General features: G+C 58.7%; 15 protein-coding genes and 2 pseudogenes. 13 read left to right on the top strand and 4 right to left on the bottom strand.

What is annotated here, in order from left to right; genetic code table 11:
* Positions 1-120 precede the first annotated feature (120 nt).
* The 10 genes from GPA25_RS19460 (at position 121) to GPA25_RS19415 (ending at position 16,165) form a co-directional block, all read left to right on the top strand.
* Positions 121-1,458 carry a cyclic di-GMP phosphodiesterase gene (locus GPA25_RS19460; RefSeq protein WP_169262062.1) on the top strand — a complete coding sequence of 446 codons (1,338 nt, stop codon included), beginning with the start codon at positions 121-123 and terminating at the stop codon, positions 1,456-1,458.
* Positions 1,455-3,131 (top strand): ATP-binding protein, encoded by a 1,677-nt coding sequence (locus GPA25_RS19455; protein ID WP_169262061.1) that lies wholly within the window; start codon positions 1,455-1,457, stop codon positions 3,129-3,131. The genes GPA25_RS19460 and GPA25_RS19455 overlap by 4 nt, the downstream gene beginning before the upstream one ends.
* A 642-nt stretch (positions 3,132-3,773) precedes the next feature.
* Positions 3,774-5,099, top strand: a complete 1,326-nt coding sequence (nosR, locus tag GPA25_RS19450; RefSeq protein WP_169262060.1) for a response regulator c-di-GMP phosphodiesterase, NosR family — start codon at positions 3,774-3,776, stop codon at positions 5,097-5,099.
* A gap of 29 nt (positions 5,100-5,128) precedes the next feature.
* Complete coding sequence (locus GPA25_RS19445) at positions 5,129-5,725, top strand: response regulator (RefSeq protein WP_169262059.1); 597 nt, start codon at positions 5,129-5,131, stop codon at positions 5,723-5,725.
* The gene (locus GPA25_RS19440) at positions 5,725-6,378 is read left to right on the top strand and encodes a GTP-binding protein (RefSeq protein WP_169262058.1); all 654 of its coding nucleotides are present in this window, start codon (positions 5,725-5,727) and stop codon (positions 6,376-6,378) included. Before GPA25_RS19445 ends, GPA25_RS19440 begins: the two co-directional genes overlap by 1 nt.
* Complete coding sequence (locus GPA25_RS19435) at positions 6,375-7,562, top strand: sensor histidine kinase (protein WP_169262057.1); 1,188 nt, start codon at positions 6,375-6,377, stop codon at positions 7,560-7,562. Before GPA25_RS19440 ends, GPA25_RS19435 begins: the two co-directional genes overlap by 4 nt.
* A 6-nt stretch (positions 7,563-7,568) precedes the next feature.
* Positions 7,569-9,809: an ATPase, T2SS/T4P/T4SS family gene (locus GPA25_RS19430; RefSeq protein ID WP_169262056.1), complete on the top strand. Its 2,241-nt coding sequence runs from the start codon at positions 7,569-7,571 to the stop codon at positions 9,807-9,809.
* Between the two features lie 75 nt (positions 9,810-9,884).
* Positions 9,885-10,718, top strand: a complete 834-nt coding sequence (locus GPA25_RS19425; RefSeq protein WP_343035013.1) for an ATP-binding protein — start codon at positions 9,885-9,887, stop codon at positions 10,716-10,718.
* Between the two features lie 51 nt (positions 10,719-10,769).
* Complete coding sequence (locus GPA25_RS19420) at positions 10,770-12,755, top strand: sensor histidine kinase (RefSeq protein ID WP_169262054.1); 1,986 nt, start codon at positions 10,770-10,772, stop codon at positions 12,753-12,755.
* A gap of 35 nt (positions 12,756-12,790) precedes the next feature.
* Complete coding sequence (locus GPA25_RS19415) at positions 12,791-16,165, top strand: EAL domain-containing protein (protein WP_169262053.1); 3,375 nt, start codon at positions 12,791-12,793, stop codon at positions 16,163-16,165.
* A 49-nt stretch (positions 16,166-16,214) separates the two neighbouring features.
* Here the strand turns inward: GPA25_RS19415 and GPA25_RS19410 are convergent, their stop codons facing one another.
* From GPA25_RS19410 to GPA25_RS19395, 4 genes and pseudogenes are all read right to left on the bottom strand, one after another.
* Positions 16,215-18,287: a HAMP domain-containing sensor histidine kinase gene (locus GPA25_RS19410; protein WP_169262052.1), complete on the bottom strand. Its 2,073-nt coding sequence runs from the start codon at positions 18,285-18,287 to the stop codon at positions 16,215-16,217.
* Positions 18,288-18,448: 161 nt separating this feature from the next.
* Positions 18,449-18,901: an integration host factor subunit alpha gene (locus GPA25_RS19405; RefSeq protein WP_246265893.1), complete on the bottom strand. Its 453-nt coding sequence runs from the start codon at positions 18,899-18,901 to the stop codon at positions 18,449-18,451.
* Positions 18,802-19,748 (bottom strand): annotated as a pseudogene (locus GPA25_RS19400) (IS1595 family transposase). The gene GPA25_RS19405 and the pseudogene GPA25_RS19400 overlap by 100 nt, the downstream one beginning before the upstream one ends.
* A 140-nt stretch (positions 19,749-19,888) precedes the next feature.
* A pseudogene (locus GPA25_RS19395) lies at positions 19,889-20,071 on the bottom strand (transposase domain-containing protein); the annotation flags it as partial.
* Positions 20,072-20,337: 266 nt separating this feature from the next.
* Here GPA25_RS19395 and GPA25_RS19390 point away from each other — a divergent pair.
* From GPA25_RS19390 to GPA25_RS19385, 3 genes are all read left to right on the top strand, one after another.
* Complete coding sequence (locus tag GPA25_RS19390) at positions 20,338-21,054, top strand: PEP-CTERM sorting domain-containing protein (RefSeq protein ID WP_169262051.1); 717 nt, start codon at positions 20,338-20,340, stop codon at positions 21,052-21,054.
* 834 nt (positions 21,055-21,888) lie between these two features.
* Positions 21,889-22,014, top strand: a complete 126-nt coding sequence (locus GPA25_RS24240) for a hypothetical protein (RefSeq protein WP_281357741.1) — start codon at positions 21,889-21,891, stop codon at positions 22,012-22,014.
* Positions 22,015-22,042: 28 nt separating this feature from the next.
* Positions 22,043-23,507 (top strand): sensor domain-containing diguanylate cyclase (locus GPA25_RS19385; RefSeq protein WP_169262050.1); only part of this gene is annotated, 1,465 nt, incomplete at its 3' end.

Raw genomic sequence — 23,507 nt, 5'->3', positions numbered from 1 at the left:
GCCGTTTGTCGGCTCGGGCTCGAGCCCTTGTGGAAAAACTTCGAGCAACGCTCCGCGTCGCCGGCGACTTACCTGTTTCCGATTTCTCGGCGGTGAAAACGTATCGATGCTGGATCAGTGATGGCGGAAAATAACACCGTTACGATGGATCAGTTGCGGATCGGACTATATGTCGTGCTCGATCTCAGCTGGTTTCAACATCCCTTTGCCTTCAGTCAGTTCATGATCAAATCTGAGGATCAGATCAGGGAGATCCGGAGCCTTGGGCTGAAAACGGTCCGCTACAACCCAGCGCTGAGCGATTTGACCGTACGGCAACAGCCGGAGGCCGCGGCATCGGTAGCATCACCTACTGCAGACCCTGAGTTCAAGATGGAGGCGACTGGTCCTCAGCCGGCACACGCGATATCTCCAGAAACGAATTCGGAAATTCTGCCGGCGCTCGCCGCCAAACGAGTGCTCGTGGAGCGTATCCGAGCGCAGCGTGAGGCGGCCGCGCGCGTGGAGCACGCGTTCGTCAATGCGGCGAAGGCGATTCGCGACATTGAAAGGAACCTGTATTCGGACCCCAAGGAGACGGTGCAGCAGGCAACGCAGCTGGTGACCCAGATCGCCGACTCGATTCTATGTGCGCCTGACCTGGCAATCCACGTGATGGGCGATCGCACTGGTGGCGAGGAGCTGTATTTTCACTCGTTGAACGTGGCGATGCTGTCACTGATGATCGCCCGTGATCTTGGGGTGCCCCAGGAGGTTTTTGGGGCGCTCGGCATGGGCGCGCTGCTTCACGATATCGGACGCAAAGAAATTCCGGATAAGATTCTGCTAAAGGCCGAACCGCTTAATCAGGCGGAGCGCAATCTCTACCAGACGCACTGTCATTTCGGTGTAGAAATCGGCCGTCGCCTACAGCTGTCCAAGCCAGTGCTCGAGATCATCCGAGACCACCACGAACTATTTGATGGAACCGGCTATCCGGCCGGTCTCAAAGGGGATGCGATCGGCGTTATGCCGCGCATTGTCGCAGTCGCGAACTACTATGACGAGCTGTGCAACCCGGTGGATGTTGCGAACGCTCTGACGCCGCATGATGCCCTCTCGACGATGTTTGCGAAATTGCGTAGCAAGTTCGATCCACGCATGCTGCAGGCGTTCATCCGTTGCCTCGGAGTCTATCCTCCAGGAACGATCGTGCAACTCTCGAACGGTCTGATTGCAATGGTAGCTACGGTAAATACTGCCAAACCGATGAAGCCTATCATCGTCATATACGATGCGAACATTCCAAAGGAAGAATCGATACTTGTTGATATGGCAAGGGAGCAGGATCTGAATATCGCTAAGGCGATCCGCCCTGCTCAAGTACCGGTCGAAATATATAACTACCTGAGTCCTCGCAAGCGCGTTAGCTACTATTTCGATGCGGGAAAATCTGGACAGGACACGGTGACCCGATGAGTAGCCTTGCTGATCTGATGTTGGATCACAGCTCGCAGATGATGATGCTGGTCGATCCAGGCTCCTTGCGCATCGTGATGGCCAATCAACTTGTGACCCAGACGCTCGGTTATCCGCGAGTGGAACTGGTCGCGATGACTATTACAGACATCGAAAGCTCATTGCAGGACGTCTTCTTTTGGGAGGACGTGCACAACGGGCAGTTTCAAGAGATCGAAGGGCAGGAAGGGCTGTATCGATGCGCGGACGGGGAGATGTTGTCCGTGGTGAAATCGGTCCGGGTTGTCGCGCATGAAAATCACGCTCTCATCCTTGTCTTGGCGCGCGACATCAGGCACGAACGCAAGGTCGAGGACACACTAGAGCAGACATTATCGCAATTGCGAGCAACCCTCGAGTCGACCGGTAATGGAATTCTCGTTATCGACTGGCAGGGAAACATCACCAACATGAATCGGCTCTTCAGCAGCATGTGGGGGATCCCCGACGAGTTATTGCTGGAGCGCAACGATGCGGCGATTCTCGAGTTCATCGCCGGCCGAGTCAATGAGTGCGACCTATGTCGTGCACGCCTGCGCGCCACCGTGGATAGCGCGGAAACGGAAGATCTACTTCGATTGACAGATGGTCGTGTATTCGAGTGCAAGTCTCATCCCCAATACATTGGGGAACGGATTGTTGGGCGGGTGTTCGGGTACAGCGATATCACCGAACGCACTCGCGCCGATGAGGCTCTGCGCGAGTCGAGGGATCGGCTGGAGGACAGGGTTCGGGAGCGTACGGTGGAACTGGAGCAGGCCAATGCGACGTTGCAGGGTGAGAAGCGACATCAGCAGACGCTGATTCGCAAGCTCGAGGAAGCTCACAATCAGCTGCTTCAGTCGGAAAAAATGGCGTCAATTGGCCAGCTTGCAGCGGGGGTTGCGCACGAGATCAACAATCCGGTCGGTTTCGTGAATTCCAACCTTGGGACTCTGCAGCGTTATGCCGAAAACCTGTTGCGTTTGCTGTCAGCGTACGAGGGCATCGAAGGTTCACTGACGACGGAGCAGTCGGAAGCAATCGCGTGCGTGAAGAAGGAAATCGACGCCGCTTACTTGCGTGAGGATATCGGTGACCTGCTGACGGAATCGCTTGACGGTTTGCAGCGCGTCAAGCGCATTGTTCAGGATCTGAAGGATTTCTCTCACGTCGACAAGGCCGAACGCGAACTGGCGAATCTGGAGGCGGGTCTAGAGAGTACGCTCAACGTCGTGTGGAACGAGATCAAATACAAGGCCGATGTCGTCAAAGAGTATGGGAATCTTCCAACGATCGAATGTTTCCCGTCACAGCTCAATCAGGTATTCATGAACCTGTTGGTTAATGCAGCCCACGCGATTGAGGACCATGGGCACATCACGCTGCGTACCGGATATGACGAGAATTTTGTTTGGGTCGAAATCGAAGATACGGGAAGAGGGATCCGGCAGGACCACCTAAGCCGAATCTTCGAGCCGTTCTTCACGACCAAAGCGGTCGGCAAGGGGACCGGACTCGGTCTGTCTTTGTCCTACGGAATCGTTAGCCGACACCATGGATACATCGAGGTCAAGAGCGAGCTCGGAAAGGGGTCCGTGTTTCGAGTGGTTCTGCCTCGGAATCTGCCGGTCGAGGCCGTAACGTCGGAGTAATTGTGTGGATAGAGGTCATTTGCTCTGGGCTGTCGGACGGAGACGCGGCCGGTTTGAATAGCGAGGCTTGTCGTAGGCGGCCGTGAGTTTCGGCAGTGCCATTGGACGGCGTGGAAGTCGAAAATAACCGACCGTTCAGATGCCTCGTTTGGCCCGACTGTATCCCGAAACCATACGAATGGTCCTGTCCGGGTATTCCAACGTGAACGTGATTACCGATTCATCAATCGTGGTGCCGTGTTCAGGTTCTGGCATAAGCCGTGGGATGACCGGGAACTCATGAAGGCGATCCGCGATGCGTTTGAACGTTTCGAATAAGGGGTTGCGGCGCATGTCACATCACTTAATTTGGTATATGCGAATATTCAGATGGTGGTAATTTAAGAAGAAAACAACCCCGAACATTGCTGTGTTTGTCGGGGCCACGACTGCCGTCAAGTGGCATCGAAAATTCAGAATCGATAATGCTTCACAATTCTGCTACCGTAGACATCCAGTAAGGATTTGGCTCTCCAATAGAATTGATTTGTAGCCGGAGAGGATTTTTGCGGTGAATCGCGAATCCGATGACGGAGTTAGCTTCGTGGCTACGCTTGCGACGGACTCCGGCACGGTCCGCGGCCTTGGTTTTCCCTGTGGATCATGACCGACACGACAAACACGTCCGCCACCCTTCTCATGGTCGACGACGAACCGAGTATCCTCTCGGCGTTGCGACGGCTCTTGCGACCCGCCGGCTACACAATCCACACGGCGGAAAGCGGCCGTGCCGGGCTTGAGTTGCTCGAGCGTGAGCCGGTCGATCTCGTCATTTCCGACATGCGCATGCCCGAGATGGACGGGGCGAAGTTTCTTGAGCAGGTACGTACGCGCTGGCCCGAGGTCACACGTTTGCTGCTCACCGGCTATGCCGACATGAGCTCCACCATCGCCGCGATCAACCGCGGCGAGATCTACCGCTACATTGCCAAGCCGTGGGACGACAACGAGCTGACGCTGGTCATCCGGGACGCCCTTGAGCGTCGTCGGTTGCAGCGCGAAAACGCGCAGCTGCTTGCATTGTCGCAACAACAGAATGAGGCGCTGCGGGAGCTAAATGCCAGCCTGGAGCAGCGGGTTCGCGAACGGACTGCCGAATTGGAGGAGGCAAATAGCTCCCTCAACGTTGCAAACGACAAGCTGAAGCAAAACTTCGTGGTCTCCATCAAGATGTTTACGGGGCTGATGGAGCTGCGCGGAGGCGCGATGGCTGGCCACTCGCGGCGAGTGGCTGACCTCGCACGACGGCTTGCTCAGCAGCTGGGAAGCGAATCCAAAGGGGTGCAGGACATCTTTCTTGCGGGTCTGTTGCACGATATCGGCAAGATCGGCTTCCCCGATGCGCTGCTCGCCCGACCCGTGGTACGGATGAACGGCGAAGAGCGAGCGCTATACCGTAAGCACTCAATCGCCGGCGAGTCGGCCCTGATGCCGCTCGATGAGTTGAAGGAGGCCGCCCGCCTGGTTCGGTCTCACCATGAACGCTTTGACGGGCAAGGTTTTCCGGACGGTCTTGTCGGTCTGGCGATACCACTCGGCGCGCGAATCCTTGCAGTTGCCACGGATTACGACGGGCTGCAGCAGGGCATGCTTGCTGACAAGCGGCTGAGCGCGGACGAGGCGAAGGCAATGCTTGTTAAGTCGCGTGGCAAACGCTACGACCCACAGGTCGTCGACGCGCTGCTGGATATGCTGGGACGCCCCAAACCGGACCCGAATCGTGGTCAAGAGGTGCGGCCGGCTGATTTGCAGCCGGGCATGATCCTCGCTCGCGACCTCATTGGGCGGGATGGTGTGCTGCTGCTTGCGGCCGATTACATTCTCGACGCCAACTTGATACGACAGATTCAGGAATACGCGCGTCGCGATGCACCTGCTCTGGTGCTGCAAATTCGCATGGATAAACGTGTGGTGCCCGACGAGGCATGACACCGACTGCACTGAAATCCGGGAGACCTATGAACCGAATTCTGATCCTCGACGACGAAGAGTCCATCCTCAAGGCCTTGCGCCGCCTGCTGATGCTCACACCCTGTGTGGTTGGCGACAAGCATTTCAAGCTTGTCGTGGATTGCTTCAGCGTGCCACAACAGGCACTCGAGAAGGCACACAACACCGCCTATGATCTGGTTCTGTCGGATTACCGCATGCCTGGCATGGACGGGGTGCAGTTCCTTAAAGCGTTTCGTGAGCTGCAACCCAACAGTGCACGCCTGATCCTCTCCGGCTACGCTGACCTTAATGGATTGATCGCGGCCATCAACGACGCGGGTATCAGCCGCTTCTTGTCGAAACCGTGGAACGATTACGAATTGGTCGCGGCAATCGCGCAGGCGCTCGCGCTGCGTGAGCTCACCGTGGAGAACCTGCGACTGGCTGACGAAACGCGCTTGGCGAAAGGACGGATTTCGTCGCAGCAACTGGAACGTAACCGCCTTGAATCCGAAGAGCCCGGGATCACCAGGGTGATTTGGGGGCCGGACGGCTCCGTTCTCCTTGACGAATCGCTACTTGACGAACCGCTGCCCGACGACTGGAAACCGGGGCCGCGCTGATGCCCGAGTTCGAGCGGGAGACCAATCGGCTCACATTCAAGCTCGTGTATTACGGACCTGCACAGGGAGGCAAGACGACGAACCTGATGCAATTGCATGAGCTTGCCGGCGCCCAGATGAAGGGCGAACTGATGACGCTCGAGACACAACATGACCGGACGCTGTTTTTCGATCTGCTTCCCTTGGGCTTCCGTACTGCGTCGGGACTGACGATTCGCTTGCGTCTCTTCACGGTTCCCGGTCAGGTCGCGCACGATGGAACGCGAAAGGCTGTTCTGTCGCGCGCAGACGGCGTGGTTTTCGTAGCCGACTCCCAACGTACGCAAGCGACCAACAACGGCGAATCCTTCCAGAACCTTTCGGAAAACGTCGCTCGAGTCGGCTTGGATTTCGAGCGACTGCCGTTGGTGGTGCAATTCAATAAGCGCGACCTTCGGGACATCCTGTCTGTGGAGGACATTCACGAACGCTACGCCGGGGCGCCCTGGCCCCTACTGTTTGCTTCGGCAATCGACGGTCGCGGCGTACGCGAAACTTTTACCGAACTGCTTCATGGTGTTTGGCGGCGCTATGCGGACGACCTGGGTTTGGTGACCGAGCACGGGCTGGACGAGGCAAGTTTCGTGACTGCGGCAGGGGGTGAGGCGACATGACCGACATGGTCGGTTTCGACCGTGATTTTTCATTGGGTGAGCTTCTCAGCACGCGAGATGCGGACGAACTTTGCCGAACACTGACGGCACTGCTGGGAACGCCGGTGGCGATGCTTGACGAAAGATGCAACGCTTTTGGCAGCGCCGCGCACGTCGTTGGTGGGTGCCGAACCCCGTTGGTTCTCGAATTGGAGCCGGTCGGCTTCCTTGAGGCCGACTGTCCTCAGGATTCCCTCTCCGGCGCTGCGCGGACCGTCCGTTGGGGGCTATTGTCGCGCGCTCGCCTGCGCATGGTTTCCGATCTGCATCTCGAAGCCGTTCGCGCCGATTACGCGAAGCTCCAGCAGCAGAATGAGGCGCTCAAGGCGTCTGAAGCAAAATATCGTGAATTGGCGGCTACGCTCGACGCCAAGGTCAAAGAGCAGATCAAAATCATTGATGAACGCCAACTCCAGCTCTATCAGGCCGAACGTCTTGCGTCGATTGGCCAGTTGGCGGCCGGTGTGGCGCACGAAATCAACAACCCACTTGGTTTCATCAGCAGCAATTTGTCGGCGGCCGAGCGCTATCTGCAGAGCCTGGAGGATTTGCGCAGCGTGGTCCCTTCGACCGACTGGCAGGCACGCGATCTCGACTTCCTGTTTAAGGATTTCGTGGAATTGCTGAAGGATTCGCGTGTCGGCATTGACCGCATTGCGCGGATCGTCAAGGATTTGAAGGGGTTTTCGAGTGTCGATCAGCCTGAGGAGCAGGTGGTCGACCTCAATGCGCAGTTGGAAACCCTGCTGACGGTCCTGGTCGGGCAGAAGCCGCCATCGATTACGCTGAGTACGGACTTCGCCCCCTTGCCCCCGTTGTTGTGCTTGCCCGGACACCTCAATCAGGCGTTCCTGAACATACTTCAGAATGCCTTGCTGGCGGTAGGCGACGGGGGAATCGTAACCGTGCATACGCGGACAGACGGGACCTCGATTTCGGTGGAAGTCACTGACACAGGACCGGGGATACCCGACGAGATTCGGGCGCGGATCTTCGACCCCTTCTTTACCACCCGTGGCGTTGGCAGTGGCACCGGGCTTGGCTTGACCGTTGCCCGTGACATAATTCTCGCGCATAGCGGAACGGTAACGGTAATCTGCCCGCCCCACGGCGGAACCCGCGTTACCGTCAATCTCCCCGTGTGACCGCACATGACCAATTACGCCGCCTATTTCACTGGTAAGAACGAGGCGCCCGCGAGCAGCGGGGCGGCAACCCCAATGCGGTACCGCCTGATGATCGTCGACGACGAACCGGCGATCTTGAAGGCGCTCACGCGTACGTTCCGTGCCGAAGCGTACGAGATTGTCACGGCGAGCAACGGCAACGAGGCATTAGCGCGGCTGCGCGAAGCACCCGCACAGGTGATCATCAGCGATTACATGATGCCGGGCATCAACGGCGCCGAATTGCTCAAACAGGTCAAGACGCTCTATCCCGACACGATCCGCATCATGCTCACCGGCCATGCGGATACGGGCGCCGTGATGGGGGCCATCAATGAAGGGGCCGTCTACAAATTCATCCTCAAGCCCTGGAACGACGACGATCTGCGTGTCACCGTCTCGCTCGCCCTCGAGCAATTCGATCTCGTCCAGAAAAACCGTGCATTAACTCAGGAGAACGCAAAAAAGACCAAGGAGATCTCGGCCCTGTCTCGCTTGGCAGTGTCCAACCGCAGCCAGCTGGGGATGATGCTCCACAAGAAAAATCTCCTCACCAGTGCGCAGCTCCAGGAGCTCACACGCCAGCAGGGGCTGCAAAAGGAACCGCTGATCAAGATCCTCCTCGAGCGCGGATGGGTGACCGAGAAGAGTTTGCGCAAGATTCTTCGCGAAGATCTTCTGGTCGAGGAGGTTTCACTTGCGGAGTTCCGGGTCGATACTGCGGTCACCGATCTGATCCCCCGGGGGTTCTGTGAGAAACAGTTGGTGGTCCCACTCAAACTTGAAGGGCGGCGCCTACTCCTGGCGGTGGCAGATCCGATGGATTCGGGCCTGATCGACGATGTTCGCTTTACTGCCGGGCTTGACCTCAAGGTCGTGATGGCCGACAGCGAAGCGATCCGCGCGAAGATAGCCGAGGTGTATGGCGAGCGCGGCGACAACCTGGACATCCGCGATCTGGCGACGATGGTTGGCACTGTGGATCCCTATGAGGGTATTGAGGTCGTCATTGACGACGTCGAGGATGTTCCGCTGGACGAACTACTGGCGTCGACCAATGATCCGCCTGCAATCCGGCTAGTCAACGCGATCATTCTCGAAGCCATGCGGCTTGGCGCCTCGGACATCCACATTCAGCCGCGCACCAAGAACGTCGTGGTGCGGTTACGAATCGATGGGGTGTTGCAGGACAAGATCCAGATTCCGCATGCACTGCACAGTCCCTTGGTGTCGCGCCTCAAGATCATGGCTGAACTCGACATCTCGGAACGCCGCCGCCCGCAGGACGGTCGGCTTACGGTGAAGTCACCACTGCGCATTGTCGATCTGCGGATTTCCACGCTCCCGACCATCAACGGCGAAAAAGTGGTGATGCGGATTCTGGACCGCAACTCGGCTGTTCTGAATCTTGTCGGACTCGGCTTCGGCGACGCAGGGCTGGCTAAAGTGCGCGTCATGGTGGATAAGCCCCAGGGGCTGCTCCTGGCCACCGGACCGACCGGCAGTGGCAAAACCACGACCCTGTATTCGCTCCTGCAGGCCAATGCATCGCCTGCCAAGAATTACATTACGATTGAAGATCCCGTCGAGTACTACCTCGACAATGCCGGACAGGTGCTGGTGAAGGAAAAAATCGGCCTCACTTTTCCTGTCGTGTTGCGCTCGATCCTTCGGCAGGATCCTGATGTGTTGCTGATTGGTGAGATCCGTGACCTCGAAACCGCCGAAGTTGCGTTCCATGCGGCGTTGACCGGACACCAGGTGCTATCGACGCTTCACACCAATTCGGCGATGGCTACCATCGCGCGCCTACTCGACCTGGGACTCAAGCCGTTCATCATTGCCAGTGCGCTCGAGGGTGTGATTGCGCAACGCCTGGTGAGGCGAATTTGCCGGCACTGCCGTCAGAGTCAGCCGGCCGACCCGGCTACGTTGACCCGGCTTGGGCCACGCTTTCGTAATGCGCCACCCGCGAGCTTCGTCGGAGCCGGATGTGTCGAATGTGACGGAACCGGCTATCGAGGCCGCCTCGCTCTATATGAAATTCTACTGCCCGACGAGATGATGCGCGATCTGATTGCCCGCGGTGCGAGCACGAAGGAGCTTGCCGCGCATGCGCGCGCCGGCGGCCATGAATCGCTGTGGGAAGATGCCTGGGGCAAAGTGGGGCGTGGCGACACAACGCTCGAGGAAGTGCTGCGGGTGCTCGGCCCGGAACCGGAATAGGAGGGGCGCAAAATGATTCAAGGCAGCGCACAGGTATTTCAGTCGCCGAGCGGCAACGCCCTCGATGAGCAGCAGGTGCTGGAACGGCTCAGACAGACCGAAGGCCAACTTCTCCAGTCGGAGAAGTTGGCGGCTGTGGGCCTGCTGGCTGCCGGGATTGCTCACGAGATCAACAATCCCGTGGGTTTCGTCAGCTCGAATCTCGGCTCGTTACAAAACTATATCGAGCGCCTCTTCGCGATCCTCGATGCCTACGCGCGGATGCAAGAGGCGTTGCCCGCGGAACATCCTTCGCGGGTCGAGGTGGAAAATCTCGCCCGCGAGACCGAACTTGAGTATCTGCGACAAGACATTCCGGATCTGCTGCGCGAATCGATTGAGGGGCTCGCGCGCGTCAAGGGGATCATCAATGATCTCAAGGATTTCTCGCGTATCGATGACGGGCAGCGCGAACAGGCGGACCTGCATCGCTGCCTCGAGAGTACCCTCAACGTCATTCGCAACGAGATCAAGTACAAAGCCGAGGTCGTACGCGTGTTCGGCGAGCTTCCTCTTGTAAGTTGCGTGCCAGCGCAGATCAACCAGGTGTTCATGAACCTGCTGGTGAATGCGGCGCAGGCGATCGACTCCGTCGGGACCATTACGCTACGTACCGGCGCCGAAGGGAATCTCGTGTGGATCGAAATCTGCGATACAGGCAAGGGGATTCCGCCGGAATTTCAGGCTCGGGTGTTCGAGCCCTTCTTCACGACCAAACCTGTTGGCAAGGGAACGGGGCTCGGACTGTCGATCTCCCGTGATATTGTGCAGCGCCATGGCGGCAGCCTCGTGATGCGAAGCGCGGTCGGCGAAGGAACGACCTTTCGCCTGAGCCTTCCTGTCGGCGAGGCGTCCGAACGCAGTGACTGATCCGTCCGTCGGCCAAGCGCGGTGACGCCTCCGAGCCAAACCGAGTCCGCCATGTCCCGCCGTCGTACTGTCGTAGTCATTACGCTGACCTATGCTCTTTTTGCAGGTCTATGGATCGCTTCTTCCGATACGTTACTGAGCATCCTGGTCGAGGACTCGACTCTACGGATGCAGATCGGCTCCGCGAAGGGGTTCGTCTATGTCGCGGTGACAACGCTCCTGCTGTACCTGCTGCTCGACTCGTGGCGACTAAGTACCCTCGAGGCCGAGGAGGAGCGACGACGCCCTCGACTCGGTGTCGTACTCACTGCATTTCTGGGGCTCGCCCTGGTGGTGCCCGTGATCGGGGTCGCGGTGGTGCGTCTCCATGGGCGGCAAATCGAGCTTGAAGCCTACGCCAACCTGCAGACCGTCGCCGAACTCAAGGCCCGGCAGATTCAGAGCTGGCTCGCTGAACGGGATGGTGACGGTCGCGCGCTGGCACAGTCCTCGGGGTTCGCTCTGCGGCTCGCACGATGGCTCAACAGCGGGGTAGCCGCAGAGCGCGACCTGGTCCAAGACCGGCTCAGTTCGATGCAAAGCTCGCTTCACTATGAGGGCGTCGTGCTCCTCGACGCGAATGGCCGAACTGTCTATGCGAGCGGCTCGCGCCGAGAGGTGCCTGCAGCGATTCAATCCTTGATGGCTCAAGCACGAGTCCGCGGGGACGTGGTACGTAGTGACTTGTATCTGGATGAGAGCGACCGGCTGCACCTGGACTGGATCGTGCCGATCCGGAATCCTCAGCGGCCGAGCGAAAACGTGATTGCATTCGTGCTCTTGCACGTTGAACCGGATCGCGCGCTGTACCCACTCATTTTGAGTTGGCACGCGCCCAGTCCGACAGCAGAAAGTTTCCTGGTCCGTCGTGAAGCCGACTCGGTAGTGTATCTCAATGAACTGCGTCATCGCGTCGGTGCCCCATTGAGTCTGCGCTTGCCCCTCACCACCGATGGGCTGCCAGCTGCGGCGGCGATCGCCAATGGTGAACCGCTCACCATGACCGGCATCGACTACCGGGGTGTCAGCGTGCTCGCCGCAACACGATCAATCGCTGATACTCCATGGCACTTGGTGGCGAAAGTAGATCGTGAAGAGGTGATGGCCCCTCTGCGCAACCTCGTCTGGTGGGTGAGTTTGGTGACCATTTGCGCAATCGCGGCGGTCGCAGCGCTGATTTTGATGTACTTGCGCCAGCAACGCCGTGCCGATCGATGGGCGGTGCAGGCCGAGGCGTCGGAACGCATTCGGGAACTTAACGCTCAACTCGAACAGCGTGTGATTGCACGGACCCGACAACTTGCCGAGGCCAATCGCGAGCTGGAGTCGTTTGCGTACGCAGTGTCACATGACCTTAAGGCGCCGCTGCGCGGCATCATCGGCTACAGTCGTCTCCTTGAGACCGAGTACAGTCAGCAACTCGTGGAAGAGGGCAGGGATTTTGTCTGCCAGATCAACCATGCCGCGATGCAAATGCATCAGCTGATCGACGACCTCCTCGCATATTCACGCATCGAGCGTGGGACCATCGCGATGACGCCAACGGACCTCCCGGCGTTTGTCGATGGCGTTCTCGCGAATTGCCGACCGGCTATTGTCGAGACGGGCGCCAAAGTCAGCGTAAACATTCCGCGGGTCACCGTGCCGCTCGATTCCAACGGGCTGAGCATGGCGCTGCGCAACGTCATCGACAACGCGGTGAAATTCAGTAGTCATGCTACTCCGCCGCGAATCGAAATCGGTGCGCACATCGGGCCTGCCTCGTGCGTCATCTGGGTGCGAGACAATGGCATTGGCTTCGACATGAAGTTTCATGACAGAATGTTCGAAGTATTCAGTCGTCTCGATTCGAATGGCGACTTCCCTGGCACTGGTGTTGGCCTGGGCATCGTGCGCAAGGCAATGCAGCGCATGGGTGGGCAGGCTTGGGCGGAAGGCGAGATAGGGCGGGGGGCCTGTTTTTTCCTTAAACTTCCGTTGATGCCAACGGCGGCTTGATACGCGGTGGGGACAAACTCGAGTCACGTTCCATCATGAACGAACATTCTGACGAAGCCGAAAACGGGGTTGCACGCGGAGAGCAGGTGAAGAGCCCGCGCGTGCTCTATGTCGAAGACAATTCGATGGATGCGACACTTGCGCGGCGCGCCCTCGAGCGGGAAATGCTCGGCGTTCAGCTGCAATTCGTCCGTACGGTCGCCGAGGCGCTTGTCTGCCTTGCCTCGCCAGTTCCTCCGTACGACGCCATGTTCGTAGACTTGCGATTGCCGGATGGGAGCGGCTTCGAGTTGCTCCGCCATGTGCGGGATCGTGATCTCTCCCTGCCGGTGGTGATCCTTACAGCGTCGGGTGACCACGCCACGGCTCTCGCTGCACTCAAGGCAGGTGCCGACGACTACGTTCCCAAACGTGGTGATTACACCGATCGTCTGGCGGCAAGTCTCACCGCGGTTGTCACTCGGCAGCGGGCGCGAGAGGCCATCAGGCGCAGTTCTCTGCGTGTCTTGTATGGGGGGGCCAGGCCTATCGATGTCGACCTGGTGCGTCGCCAGCTCACGCGCATTGCGCCACATATCGAACTCGAAGTCGTTACTACGGGGCCTGACGTCTTGGCGCGTCTTCCCGAATCCGCTGCGGCGTCGCTGCCCTATGACATCCTGCTGCTAGATTATCGGCTCCAGGGGGCCGATGCGCTCGAGATTTTCAAGACTGTGCGTGTCGAACGGGCGCTGCAGGTTCCGGTGGTACTGGCCACGGAACAGGGCGACGAGCATGTCGTCGTCGCCGCGATGCGCCTCGGTGTTGCCGATTGCATCGAAAGGAACAGTACGTTCCTTGAACGCCTGCCAGAGGTTCTTGAGAAGGTCCACCAGCGCGCACTGTTGCAGCGCGAACAGGCTCGTGAGCGCGCGATGGCCGACCGTCTGAGGCTCGTACTCGCGGCCAGTCCGGCCATCGTGTACACGCTGCGCGCGGAGGGCGAGCGGTTCGTGCCGACCTGGGTTAGCGAGAATGTCGTGCGCCTGATGGGGTACCCGATCGAGGAGTGTCTGCAGCCGGACTGGTGGCCCTCACATGTTCATCCGGACGACCTTGGCCGTTTGTCCGAACTCGTGCCGCGCCTGCTTGCGGAGGGTAGCCTGGTTACCGAATACCGGTTTTACGACGGGAGCGGCACGGTCCGGTGGATTCGCGACCAGCAGCGCGTGCTGACGCCCGCCGGCGAGAAGTTTCCCCTGCAGGTGATCGGATCCTGGAACGACATCACTGCCGAGCGCGAAACGCAGGAACGCCTGCGCCTCTATGGCGTTGCATTCGAAAGTAGTCGCGAGGCGTTGATTATTACCGATCTCGTGCCTCGTATCCTCGCGGTAAATCCCGCCTTTGCTCGCATGAGCGGATACACCGAGGTGGAGGTACTCGGGAAGAATCCCAACATTCAGCGCTCAGGTCGCCACGATCAGGCGTTCTTTCGGACGATGTGGGAGTGTGTCAACACAACCGGTTTCTGGGAAGGGGAGGTGTGGAACCGACGCAAGGATGGCGAGGTGTGTCCACAGTGGTTATCGATTAGTACGGTGTGTGATGGGGCCGGCCAACCGACCCATTACGTCGCCGTTGCCAGCGACCTTTCCGAACTCAAGCACAGTGAGGAGAAACTGCGCCGTCTGGCGCACTTCGACCTGCTCACCGAGCTACCCAACCGGATCCTGTTCGAGCTGCGCCTTGAACATGCGCTCGAACGTGCGCAGCGTCATGGCCATGGTGTCGCGGTTCTTGTCGTCGATCTCGACCGTTTCAAAGATGTGAACGACAGCTTGGGTCATGCCGCGGGTGACCATTTGCTACAGTCGGTGGCGCAGCGTCTGCGCGGGCGTTTGCGGAGCGAAGATACGCTCGCGCGCCTGGCCGGCGATCAATTTGCGGTTGTGATGGAAGGGCTATCGGATTTTCGTGATGCCGAGCGGATGACGCGTGACTTGCAGACGCTTCTGGAGTCACCATTCGCTGTTGTCGGACATCATGACGTCTACCTCACCGCTTGCATCGGCATCAGCGTGTGCCCTGAGGACGGCTACGGGGCAGTCGCGCTGCTCGACAAGGCATACGCTGCGGCACATCAGGCGAAAGGCCTTGGGGGTAATCATTTCAGCTATTACACCGGTGAGCTCAATAGCCAGGCTTTGAGTGCGCTGGAACTCGAGGGTGCGCTGCGACGCGCCTTGGAGCGCCACGAGTTCGTGCTGCATTTTCAGCCCAAGGTCGATATCTGCAGTGGCCATGTATGCGGGGCCGAAGCCCTTGTGCGCTGGCAGCGACCCGAGCATGGCTTGGTGCCGCCCCTGCAATTCATTCCGCAAGCGGAACGCAGTGGGCTAATCGTGCCGTTGGGGGCATGGGTGATTGAAGAGACATGCCGGCAGATGCGCGAATGGGCGGACGCCGGGCTGGGCGATGTAAGTGTCGCGGTTAATGTCTCGGCGCGGCAGTTTTGCGGCGAGGATCTCGAATCGACGGTGCAGCAGGCGCTGTCGCGTTATGGTATCCGACCCGAGTTGTTGATGCTGGAACTGACCGAAAGCATGCTGATGGAGCGCCCCGAGGCGACCGTCACGCGCTTGACGCGTTTGAAGAGGCTGGGTGTTCGACTGTCACTCGACGACTTTGGTACGGGGTATTCCAGCCTCGGTTACCTGAGTCGTTTTCCCATCGATCAACTAAAAATTGACCGGTCCTTTGTTACCGATATCGTTTCCGATCCAAGCTCGGCAATTATCGCCACATCGGTGATCGTTCTCGCCCATCGCATGGGCATTGATGTGGTCGCCGAAGGCGTGGAGACGGAAGCTCAACTGAGTTATCTGCGGAAAAATCGCTGCGACAAGATGCAGGGCTACCTTTTCAGCAAGCCACTACCTGCGGACGAATTCTGCGAACTTGTGCGGCAGGGGACACGTCTTCCGGTGATGGCGCCAATTTCGGACACGCGAACCCTGCTGCTCGTCGATGACGAGCCGAACATCCTCTCCGCGATCCGGCGTTTGCTGCGAGGCGAGGGCTATCGCGTGCTGACGGCTGGGAGCGCGCGGGAAGCCTTGGAGATCTTGGCCAAGGAACCCGTACAGGTGATCCTGTCCGACCAGCGAATGCCCGAAATGAACGGGACGGAGTTCCTCGGTCGGGTCAAGGTGCTGCATCCAAGTACGGTGCGCATCGTGCTATCCGGCTACACGGAGCTAGAATCGATCATGCAGGCGGTAAATACCGGAGCGCTGTATAAGTTCCTGACGAAGCCTTGGGATGACAATGCGCTGCGTGAGCACCTGCGCGATGCCTTCAGCTATTACGAGGCCGTATTGAGGCCTCGTTCAGCGGGATTCGCTGGCCAACCTGCGCCGGGTGCGTAGGGGCGGTATCAAGGCAAGAGGCTGTACGCAGAGTTGGATACGAAGGTTCTTACGCAGTGAGCGATTCGGCCGTGTCACTGTCGTCAATCGGCAGCCATAGGCGGACCGAGGTGCCGCGCCCGGGAGCGCTGTCCACCTCGAAGCGGCCTCCATGTTTCTGCGCAATGCTGTAGGCAACGGACAAGCCGAGTCCCGTTCCTTGTCCGACCGGCCGCGTCGTGTAGAAGGGGTCGAACATGCGATTGCTCACGGTTGGTGCCATGCCGCAGCCGGTGTCGGTAATCTCGACACATACCTCGCGCGCCTGGTGCCTCGTGCGCAAGGTAATCGTCCCCTGCTGTTCGATCGCATGGATGGCGTTGAGCAGCAAATTCAGGAAGATCTGGTTGAGTTGTACGGCGTTGCCGTGGACCAGTGGCAGGGGGGCGTAATCGCGCACCACGTCCGCCTTCCCGTCAAGTGACGTGGCGAGCACCTTGAGAGTGGCATCTAGGCAATGGTTGATGTTCACGTCACCCCATTCAGTAGGTGAACTATCGAGCCGCGAGAATTCCTTCAGGTCGGCCACGATCCGGCCTACGCGTTTCAGTCCATCGCGGCTCTCGCTCATCAGCGCATGGAGATCGTCGCGGAGGAAATCGAGATCGGCCTTTTCGCGCAGTTGCTCGGTCGCGCTGCGGGTAAGAGGATCCTGTGTTGACGCAATAACCTCCTCGTAGTCATCGATTACGTGCAGGAGATCCTGTACATAAGTGTCGAGCGTCGCAAAATTGGAATTGATGAAGGCGAGTGGGTTGTTCATTTCGTGAGCGACCCCCGCGGCCAGCTGGCCCAGGCCCGCGAGCTTTTCCGCCTGTACCAACTGGATTTGCGTCTCGGCAAGTCGGGCATTTGTCTCGCGCAACTGTGCCACGGTTTCCTGGAGCAGGCGCTCGTGGTTTCGGCGTTCCGTGATGTCATGGAAGATAACGACTCCCCCCATCTGCCCCTGACTGTCAGTGAGGAGCGGCGCACTCGTGTATTCCACCGGAAAGCTGCTGCCGTCCTTGCGGAAGAATACCTCGTCGTCGCGATGTTCGACCTGCGCGCTTTTGCGCGTGCCAGCAATGGGACAATCGGCCAGCGGGTAAGGACGGCCGTCGGCGTGGTGGTGATGCAAGAGTTCGTGGGATCCTTTACCGATCACCTCTACATCCTGATAGCCGAGCATCGCGAGCGCAGCAGGATTCATGAACATGATTCGGCCGTCTCCATCGACGCCGTAAATGCCCTCTGCCACCGATTCGAGAATTGTCGCCAACTGACGCATCAGGCCGGTAAGAGCTAGACGGTCATCAGCCATCTGCGCAATCGTGCGGTTGATGGCCGAAGCAATGCGCGCCATTTCCGATTCGCCCTTGAAGTAGGGCACTTGCACGGATTGCTCGCCACTCGCAATGGCTTCCAGGGCCTGTTCGATACTGACAATGCGCCGCATGATGTGTCGGCCGAGACGGATCGAAAAAAAGCCGAGGCATAGCAGCCCGGCGCCGAGCAGGCCGCCAACGACCAACCGCGTGCGCAGAATTGAACGCTCGAGGTTGTGCGTCGCCGTCAGTACGTGTCGTTCCTGTAGCGCCGCCAAAGCACGCACGTTGTTAATGAGTGCTTGCTGCAGGTGATACCAGCCGGTTTCCGCCAATTGCGACAACTGTTCCCGATCGTGCTGCACGTACGCACGTTCAGCGCTATCGAGAAATGTCCCTAGTGCCGGCAACGCGGCCTCAATCTCGGCAATCAGCGCATCCTCCTCAGGATCTTCGAGCCAATTGCGGTGTACCAGGCGGTAGGTGTTCCACGCCTTATCGATCAGTGGCCGTTCCTGCCGCAGGAGCTCCAGCGCACCAAGGGGGGAAGCCTGGGCTAACAGGACAGACTGCATCCTTGTGTGAATCGACTGCAGACGTGACTCGATCGCATGCAGTTCGGCCGCCGGGAGCATTTCACCTTGGACGATCCGAAGAAAGGCACGGTCGGTGACGTACTGCGCCCACGCGAACGCCAAGGCCAGACAAAGCATCACCGCGCCCGTAAAAATGGCCTGAAGGCCGAGGCGTCTGCGGATGCTGAAGTGTCGCGCCATGGTTCGTGCAGGACTTGGGGAGGTCCGGCATGGTATGCCATTCCCCGCGCACTGACTACGACGAAGTGCATATGGCCGGTGGCCTGCCGCTCAGCGATTACGGCGAGGATGGGGTGACACAGGAGTTGATTCGGGTGCTGGATTCGCCTACGTGGCGCTCTTCAGGCGCGAGTCATGCGGTCGCATAGCTGCGAGCAGGCCTCGTTGGCTTTTCCCGTATTTTCCGTTTTTCCCGTACGCTTACCCACCTTTAGCTTCAACTTGGGGTTTGGATGGAAGGTTGCCACTCGGCGTGCCGTCACGGTCACCTGTTCGACTGTCTTCGGGTTGTGGCCAGGGCGAGGCGGTTTTGCGCGCAGTCGAAAGCTCCCAAACCCAGAGAGTTTCACGTCGCTGCCCGCGGCGAGCGACGAAACCAGTTCGTCGAAAAACGCGTCGACGATTTCGGCGGCTTCGGATCGGGTAATGCCGATGCTGTCGATCAGCGCCTGGACGATTCCGGCCTTTGTTAAGGCTATGTCCCAATTACGTGTTGCATGGGACGTCCGACGGCCTCCTGCAGGCAGTATGCGGGTCGGATCCCTTCCCGGTAGCGTTCGAGCATGCGTCGCCAACCGAGGTAATTGACGAGGTACTTGGTGGCGACGCCGTGAAAGCGTGACATCCAGTTCTTGAGCCGGCTGTGATAGGCATTGACGTTCTGGATATAGAAAGCGCCCTCACGGACCCGCTGCCCAGGTTTGGCATGCACCACCCGATGGGTGATGCGGCGTAGACGGCAGCGCCGTCCGTACATAAGACCGACTCGCGATCAATCAGCGGCTGTAGTGCGTCCTGCACGTGCGCGGCATCGAGTTGGACCAGCTTGAAATCGGCGGTGTGCCCTTCACGGTCTCGCACCATCATCACCGGAATCTGGTCTTTACCGGTCCCGCGCGTCGCCCCGACGCCGCCTCGTCGGCGCGGCGCTCTGGGCAAGTGACGCTGCCCCTTGAAGGACTCCAGGAAGAACGTCTCGTCGGCGTCGACGATACCGTTCTCATGCTCATCACGATGTTCGGCCACCGCCAGCAGAAAGCGATGGCGCCACAGAAAGGCCGTGTTCTTGCTGATCCCGCAGTGTCGGGCCGCCTGCCTGACCGTTAGACCACGGATCAGAGCCTCGGCATAATTTCGCCAGCATTCAGCTTTGCGCAAGTGTGCCAGCGGCGCGGCAGTCAAGGCATTGCAGGTGCGACCACACCCTCGACAACGGTTACGACGTAGCCCGCGGCTCCAGCCCCACGAGGCCAATTGCACCGCTGGCGCGCCGCAATGCGGGCACTTCTGCAGATCCGGCACAGCGCCTTCAAGCTCGTCGCGCCGGGGCTGCTCATGAAGTGCCGCCACGAGAAGGGACTTCTGCTTGCCGCTAAGTTCGCTCAGCTGAGCCAACAAATGTTGGAAGGCTTGCGTATCCATGATCAGACTCCAACACGTAATTGGGACATAGCCTTCTTCTAGGTAGATCTGCTTAGCCATGCGCGAGTCTCCGCAAATTTTCGCGCGCGCTCCCTTTTCGTGAGTAAGCGTTCTACCGCCCCACATTGACAGGTCGGTGGTCACGCCTGTAAGGGCGCCAGCGGCAGCAACTCATCAAGGCGGCTGTAGGGCCAGACAGGCAGTTTCTTCAACGTGTCCTTGAGCCTAGCATATGGCTTCAGGCCGTTCATTTTTGCGGTGGCGAGCAGGCTCTGGATGGTGGCGGCACGGCAAACGTCGAATTTTTTTACACTCTGAGAACCCCGAGCACTTCACCTTTCCGTAACAAAAGTCACGCTGCATCAAGAATCGATGACGAACCGTGATTAATTCTCGCCTGAGAATGATTACATGCCGCGCAAAATTACTTGCGCTTGCAATCAAAATCAGGTTGACGAAAACGCGAATGCGGTCGGATGTTGCAAAAATGTCAGAAATTCGTACAGTCGCCCCGAAGGGGGCGATTGGGCAGGTCAGATGAGGCCAGAAAGGCTTGTACTACGGCATTTTTAGTAACAAGGTACAAAAAATGCTTCAGACCGAATGCAGAAGTCCATTCGATGTCTCGCGTTGCACCGATGCAACAAGACCTCTCGACAAAAAAATGGTTGGGGAGAACAAGAAAATGACATACAAAATTATGCGCAAGGTACTCGGGGGTGTGATCCTCGCCGGTTTTGTCGGAATGGCTCAGGCCAACTCAACGACTCTAACCAATCCAATAACACTGAATCCCATCAACATAGAGGTTGATAGCGGCGTTGCGTCCTTTAGCTACGACCTAATTTCGTATGGGTATGATCCGTTACTGCATTCACTTGATTCGGCACTCCTCAGCCTTGTCTTTACGGTCTCCGGCAACAACACGAATCAGATTAATAAGGCAAACACCTCGATTGTGACCATTTCTCTGCCTGGTCAATTCGATTTCTCAAGCAGTGTCTCCGCATTCAATTCAAGCACTCCAGAATTGGTCCCCATAAGTTCCGATGCTTTGAATTATGCTGATGGAATTCTTGACTTTTCACTGACTCGCTCTCCGAACCCCGGCGACGTCTTGTTGACGTCAGCGACGCTCACCGTAGACGTTTCGCTATTCCCCACGGACGAACTGGGCGGCAGCAACGACCCGGGTGTCGGCGGGAGCGGTCCAAGCGCCGTCAATGCCGTACCCGAGCCCGGCATCCTTGCCCTCCTTGGCGTCGCCCTGCTCGGCGGCGTGCTCGTCCGCCGCCGCGCGGCCTGACGACGCATTCGTCGCGCGCCGCTCCATGGCGCTGTCTTTGGCTCGCGAGCCCCGCAGCAGGAGATTCGCTAGCTGCGCCTACCTTCAGGCCTGCAACATCCTCACTGGGTGGGGCAGGCCGGTCAGCTTTCGCGCCCGGGCTTGCAAGCGGACCGGGCGTTCACGTTGGTGCAGCAGGATTTCCTGATCGCATACTCCTAGAACGGGCATGGCGTGTGCCCCTCCTGCAACACGCGGCGCATGGCGATGGCGACGAGTTGGATCGCAGTCTGGGAGAGTTTGATCACTGTATGGCCTCACGATGGTCGTTGCACGCGTGATGAGACCGGAATCGTGCTGCTGCCGCTTTCCTGGTCCGGGGTGAGTTCGCCGAAGGCGCGCCCCAGGTATCGCCTGACCACGGCGTGTCTGACGGCATCATTCACGCATCCCATCACGCGACGAAATGCGACGCACTTTCAACCATGTTAGTCCGCCGCCGTTGATGCCTGTAGCAACACCGCTTTACCGGCTCAACGTCTAGAAGCAAAACCGGCGGATCTTCGGCCGAGACGGGTTCGGCCCGCATGACGCTCGGCGGGTTGCCAACGTCAGCTCTACGCTGCGCTCCTCGAACACACGCCTCCGACCAACTGCTGCTGGTCGGAGGTAAATTATCTCCACCATCGGTTGGAACAGGTCGAGGCGAAGTCCGTTGGGCAGCGCCTGCGACTCTAAAAAAATATGTTCGACATCGAACAGACTTGGCAATGAGCCGGTGCTAAATTAAAAATCCGTGATATTTGTTGCGACTGCGTCCAAGCGATATCTACCAAAAAAGTAGCGAAGGCGCCGATGAGTGTGGACGCGAAGGCGACTGTCGTCACTCATGCCCACACCAACGTGATCAACGGCCTCGCGATGACTGTAGTCGCCATGACGATCAAGCAACTGAAGGTGGAAGTCACAAGGCGCTGGTGAGTTTGTCACCCGTTGATCGAGGGCCAAGATGAGAAACGACAGCACTGCCCGGAACTCGGAAGCGTTGCTCAGCGAGGCTATGGTGAGACTTGGCCATCAACAGCCGCCGGAAGGGGTGACGGTCGAAACCGACCCGCTAAAGCTGCTCCACGAGTTGCAAGTGTATCAAGCCGAGCTCAATCTTCAGAATGAGGAACTGCGCCGGACGCAGGTCGAACTGGAAGCTTCGCGGGTCTACTACTTTGAGCTTTACGATCTGGCGCCGGTCGGTTACTGCACGCTCGATGAGGAGGGGCTGATCCTGCAAGCCAATCTTACCGCCGCCAGCATGCTCGGCGTGGCTCGGGAGGAACTGGTCAAGCAGCCGATTCACTGCTTCATCCTCACGGAAGACTTTGACACCTTCCACCGCCACAGCCAGCAGCTCTTTGCGAGCAGTGAGCAGCAAGCCTGCGATCTGCGCATGGTGAAGAAGGACGGGACGGTACTTTGGGTACGCCTGTGCTCGGTCAGTGTGCAAGACGCCGACGGCACGCGTTTGTGCCGCACGGCGATTGGTGACATTACGACGAGCAAACACGCGGAAGAGGCGCTGCATGCGCAGAAGGAGTTTTTTCACCAGATCGCGGAGAATCTTTCCGACTTCATCGCGGTGCTCGACCTGGAAGGGCGGCGAATCTACAACAGTCCCTCGTATCAGCAGTTTTTCGGTGCGACCGATGTCTTGCGAAACACCGACTCCTTTGCCGAAGTTCATCCGGATGACCGGGAGCGGGTCAAGCGGGCTTTCCGGGAAACCGTTGAAACCGGCGTGGGACACCAGCTCGAGTATCGCCTCCGGATGGACGACGGCAGAATCCGTGACATGGAATCGCGCGGCAGCGTGATCAAGGACAGCGACGGGCGGGTGGCGCGCGTGGTCGTCGTCTCTCGCGACATCACAGAGCACAAGCAGCTTCAAGAGCAGGTGCGGCAAATGGCGTTCTCCGACGTCCTCACCGGGCTCCCTAACCGTCGCTTGTTCAGCGACCGATTGAGCCAGGCCATGGCGGCGAGTATGCGCAGTGCCTGCTATGGCGCGCTGATGTTTCTCGATCTGGACAACTTCAAGCCACTCAACGACGCGCATGGCCACGACGTCGGCGATTTGTTATTGATCGCGGCGGCAGATCGGCTGAAGCATTGTGTGCGCGAGATGGATACCGTTGCGCGCTTCGGTGGAGACGAGTTTGTGGTAATGCTCAGCCAACTCGATGTGGACAAGGCAGAATCCATCTCACAATCGGAGACCGTTGCCGAAAAGCTGCGCGCGATCTTGTCGGAACCGTACCTGTTACACGTCACTCCTGCGGCGAAAGCGAACACCAGGGTCGAGCATCGTTGCACGGTGAGTATCGGCGTGACTCTATTCCATGATCATGAAGCGAGCCCAGCCGACATTTTGAGGCGTGCTGATTCGGCGATGTATCAGGCCAAGCAGGCCGGAGGCAATC

This window comes from Aromatoleum diolicum, from assembly GCF_012910955.1.
Classification (GTDB): Bacteria; Pseudomonadota; Gammaproteobacteria; order Burkholderiales; family Rhodocyclaceae; genus Aromatoleum; species Aromatoleum diolicum.
This window is presented reverse-complemented; position numbering and strand designations above follow the sequence as displayed.

Coding starts and splice junctions, on each gene's coding strand:
- GPA25_RS19460 (WP_169262062.1), top strand. CDS start 121: ATGGCGGAAAATAACACCGTTACGATGGATCAGTTGCGGATCGGACTA.
- GPA25_RS19455 (WP_169262061.1), top strand. CDS start 1,455: ATGAGTAGCCTTGCTGATCTGATGTTGGATCACAGCTCGCAGATGATG.
- nosR (WP_169262060.1), top strand. CDS start 3,774: ATGACCGACACGACAAACACGTCCGCCACCCTTCTCATGGTCGACGAC.
- GPA25_RS19445 (WP_169262059.1), top strand. CDS start 5,129: ATGAACCGAATTCTGATCCTCGACGACGAAGAGTCCATCCTCAAGGCC.
- GPA25_RS19440 (WP_169262058.1), top strand. CDS start 5,725: ATGCCCGAGTTCGAGCGGGAGACCAATCGGCTCACATTCAAGCTCGTG.
- GPA25_RS19435 (WP_169262057.1), top strand. CDS start 6,375: ATGACCGACATGGTCGGTTTCGACCGTGATTTTTCATTGGGTGAGCTT.
- GPA25_RS19430 (WP_169262056.1), top strand. CDS start 7,569: ATGACCAATTACGCCGCCTATTTCACTGGTAAGAACGAGGCGCCCGCG.
- GPA25_RS19420 (WP_169262054.1), top strand. CDS start 10,770: ATGTCCCGCCGTCGTACTGTCGTAGTCATTACGCTGACCTATGCTCTT.
- GPA25_RS19415 (WP_169262053.1), top strand. CDS start 12,791: ATGAACGAACATTCTGACGAAGCCGAAAACGGGGTTGCACGCGGAGAG.
- GPA25_RS19410 (WP_169262052.1), bottom strand. CDS start 18,287: ATGGCGCGACACTTCAGCATCCGCAGACGCCTCGGCCTTCAGGCCATT.
- GPA25_RS19390 (WP_169262051.1), top strand. CDS start 20,338: ATGCTTCAGACCGAATGCAGAAGTCCATTCGATGTCTCGCGTTGCACC.
- GPA25_RS24240 (WP_281357741.1), top strand. CDS start 21,889: ATGAGTGTGGACGCGAAGGCGACTGTCGTCACTCATGCCCACACCAAC.